Raw genomic sequence first — 2,973 nt, 5'->3', positions numbered from 1 at the left:
CAGGCCGAGGTGCTAAGGGCGCACGGTGGATGCCTTGGCGCCAGCAGGCGAAGAAGGGCGTGGTAAGCTGCGAAAAGCCCCGGCGAGGCGCAAACGGCTGAAGACCCGGGGATGCCCGAATGGGGAAACCTGGCAGGCTTAAGGCCTGTCACCCTATCGTTAGATAGGGGGCGAGACCTCCTGAACTGAAACATCTCAGTAGGGAGAGGAAAGGAAATCAACAGAGACTCCCTTAGTAGCGGCGAGCGAACGGGGAAGAGCCCAAACCTGGTGAGTGTTAAAGCTGGCAGGCGTTGCTCACTGGGGGTAGTGGGACATACCTGGAGGAGGCTGCCACCTCCTCGGGGAGTCACAAAAGCTCTGGGTAGCCGAATGGTCTGGGAAGGCCAGCCGTAGAAGGTGAAAGCCCTGTAGGCGAAACCTGGAGCTCTCTCTGGGGTATGATCCCAAGTACCGCGGGACACGAGGAATCCTGCGGGAATCAGGGGGGACCACCCTCCAAGGCTAAGTACTCGCTGGCGACCGATAGCGCATAGTACCGAGAGGGAAAGGTGAAAAGAACCCCGGGAAGGGGAGTGAAAGAGAGCCTGAAACCGTGTGCCTACAAGCGGTCGGAGCCTGCGCAAGCGGGTGACGGCGTACCTTTTGCGTAATGGGCCAGGGAGTTACTCTCAGCGGCGAGGCTAAGCCGGTAGGCGGAGCCGTAGGGAAACCGAGTCTGAACAGGGCGTGTAGTCGCTGGGAGTAGACCCGAAACCGTACGATCTATCCATGGCCAGGTTGAAGTCCGGGTAACACCGGATGGAGGACCGAACCCACCAGTGCTGAAAAACTGGGGGATGAGCTGTGGATAGGAGTGAAAAGCTAATCGAGTACGGAGATAGCTGGTTCTCCCCGAAATAGCTTTAGGGCTAGCCTCACGGAAGAGTCTGCTGGAGGTAGAGCTACTGGTAGGGCTAGGGCCCCGAGAGGGGTACCGACCCCTGCCAAACTCCGAATGCTGGCAGATGCTCCGTGGGAGTCAGACTGTGGGGGATAAGCTCCATGGTCGAGAGGGAAAGAGCCCAGACCGCCAGCTAAGGTCCCCAAGTGATGGCTAAGTGGTAAAGGAAGTGTGCTCGCTAAGACAGCCAGGAGGTTGGCTTAGAGGCAGCCATCCTTTAAAGAGTGCGTAACAGCTCACTGGTCGAGCGAGCATGCGCCGAAAATGTAGCGGGGCTCAAGCCATCCGCCGAAGCTGCGGGATCAGCTTTGCTGATCGGTAGGGGAGCGTTCCCTGCGGGCTGAAGGTAAGCCGAGAGGCTTACTGGACTGCAGGGAAGTGAAAATCCTGGCATGAGTAGGCGATAAGGGAGGTGAGAAGCCTTCCCGCCGAAAGCCCAAGGTTTCCAGGGGAAGGCAAGTCCGCCCTGGGTTAGCCGGCCCCTAAGGCGAGGCCGAAAGGCGTAGCCGATGGGAAACGGGTCAACAATCCCGTGCCACTGCGGTGGAGCGATGGGGGTGACGCAGTAGGATAGCCCGACCCGGTTGATGGTAGAGCCGGGCCAAGGTAGTAGGGGGGAGGAGCAGGCAAATCCGCTCCTCCATAACCCCGAGAACTGACGGGGAGGCCCATAAAGGGCCGAAGCGGGTGACTCCACACTGCCGAGAAAGAACCTCTAAGCTATGAAGCTGCAGTGACCGTACCGCAAACCGACACAGGTGGGCGGGTGTAAAAGCACCAAGGCGTTCGGGGGAACCCTCCATAAGGAACTCGGCAAAATGACCCCGTAACTGCGGGAGAAGGGGGGCCTCTGGAGGTGTAGGGCTTTACGTCTGAAGCCTTTGGAGGCCGCAGAGAATAGGCGGTGGCGACTGTTTACCAAAAACACAGGTCTCCGCAAACTCGGAAGAGGACGTATGGGGACTGCAACCTGCCCAGTGCCGGAAGGTTAAGGGGAAGGGTGCGAGCCCTGAACCGAAGCCCCGGTAAACGGCGGCCGTAACTATAACGGTCCTAAGGTAGCGAAATTCCTTGTCGGGTAAGTTCCGACCTGCATGAATGGTCCAACGACTGCCGCACTGTCTCATGGAGGGTCCCGGCGAAATTGTAGTCTGGGTGAAGATGCCCAGTACCCGTGGCAGGACGGAAAGACCCCGTGAAGCTTTACTGCAACCTGGCATTGCCATCTGGTCTGGACTGCGCAGGATAGGTGGGAGCCTGGGAAGTCCACCCTCTGGGGTGGATGGAGGCGCCGGTGAGATACCACCCTGTCCAGATTAGGTGGCTAACCTAGGGCACTGGAGCGTGCTCGGGGACAGTGTCAGGCGGGCAGTTTGACTGGGGCGGTCGCCTCCTAAAAGGTAACGGAGGCGCCCAAAGGTCCCCTCAGCGCGGTCGGCAATCGCGCGTAGAGTGCAAGGGCATAAGGGGGCTTGACTGCGAGACTGACAAGTCGAGCAGGTGGGAAACCAGGGCCTAGTGACCCGGCGGTTCTGAGTGGAAGGGCCGTCGATCAACGGATAAAAGCTACTCCGGGGATAACAGGCTGATCGGTCCCGAGAGCTCACATCGACGGACCGGTTTGGCACCTCGATGTCGGCTCGTCGCATCCTGGGGCTGAAGCAGGTCCCAAGGGTTGGGCTGTTCGCCCATTAAAGCGGCACGCGAGCTGGGTTCAGAACGTCGTGAGACAGTTCGGTCCCTATCCGCCACGGGCGCAGGAGGCTTGAGGGGAGCTGCTCCTAGTACGAGAGGACCGGAGTGGGGGCACCTCTGGTGTACCAGCTGTAGTGCCAGCTGCACCGCTGGGTAGCCAAGTGTCCATGGGATAACCGCTGAAGGCATCTAAGCGGGAAGCCCACCCCAAGATAAGGCCTCCCTTGGCGCAAGCCAGTAAGGCCCCTGGGAGACTACCAGGTAGATAGGCTGCAGGTGGAAGCCCGGTAACGGGTGGAGCTGAGCAGTACTAATCGGCCGAGAGCCTCGGCCTT

1 rRNA gene is annotated in these 2,973 nt (G+C 59.8%); it reads left to right on the top strand.

The annotated features are described in order from the left end of the window. Positions 1 to 2 precede the first annotated feature (2 nt). A 23S ribosomal RNA gene (locus tag BLW93_RS08530) occupies positions 3 to 2,973 on the top strand.

It is taken from the genome of Desulfurobacterium indicum (genome assembly GCF_001968985.1).
GTDB classification, from domain to species: domain Bacteria; phylum Aquificota; class Aquificia; order Desulfurobacteriales; family Desulfurobacteriaceae; genus Desulfurobacterium_A; species Desulfurobacterium_A indicum.
Note: the sequence above shows the minus strand (reverse complement) of the source record. Positions and strands in the feature narration are given on the sequence as shown.